This is a genomic window from Pseudomonas sp. TH31, assembly GCF_016650815.1.
Taxonomy (GTDB): domain Bacteria; phylum Pseudomonadota; class Gammaproteobacteria; order Pseudomonadales; family Pseudomonadaceae; genus Aquipseudomonas.
Genome location: NZ_JAEKEZ010000020.1, coordinates 1 through 501, shown reverse-complemented (window position 1 = coordinate 501; position 501 = coordinate 1). Strand labels below are relative to the sequence as shown.

General features: G+C 58.9%; 1 pseudogene. It reads right to left on the bottom strand.

Annotated features, from left to right (window positions below):
* Nucleotides 1-501, bottom strand: a pseudogene (locus JFV26_RS14550) (hypothetical protein); the annotation flags it as partial.

Here is a 501-nt window from a genome sequence, read left to right as displayed (position 1 = left end):
CGAGTTGGCGTGGAAGTATTTGATGCCAGCGCCGTTGTTGACGATGTCACCAATGGTCTGGTTGGTCGCATACAACTGCGCACCGTTGACCGCATCAGTTGATGCCGCACTTAAGGTGCCAGCAGTCAGGTTGGTGATTTTCACACCGCCTGCCGGAGCCCCCGCACCGCCCGTAGCCCCCAGGGTAATGGTGTTGCCACCCAGGGCATCGTATTTCACTGCAATATTGGCCGTGTTGACCACATCACTATTCAACGCGGTCAGCGCCCCCGCTACGCTGGTTTGTGCCGTGGTGGAACCTACCGCACCGGTGGTGCTGACAGTGTTGATCGGCTGGCTGAAACCAGTAAGACCAGTAGTAGGCGAATAGGTCGCGCCACCGCCCAGGGTACTGGCCGAGCTGTTGCCCAGGATCGTGGTTTGAGTGCCGAGAGTACTCATCGACGTGTTGGTGGCGAATAGCTGACTGCCGTTGACCGCATCGGTGCTGCTCGCACTGAC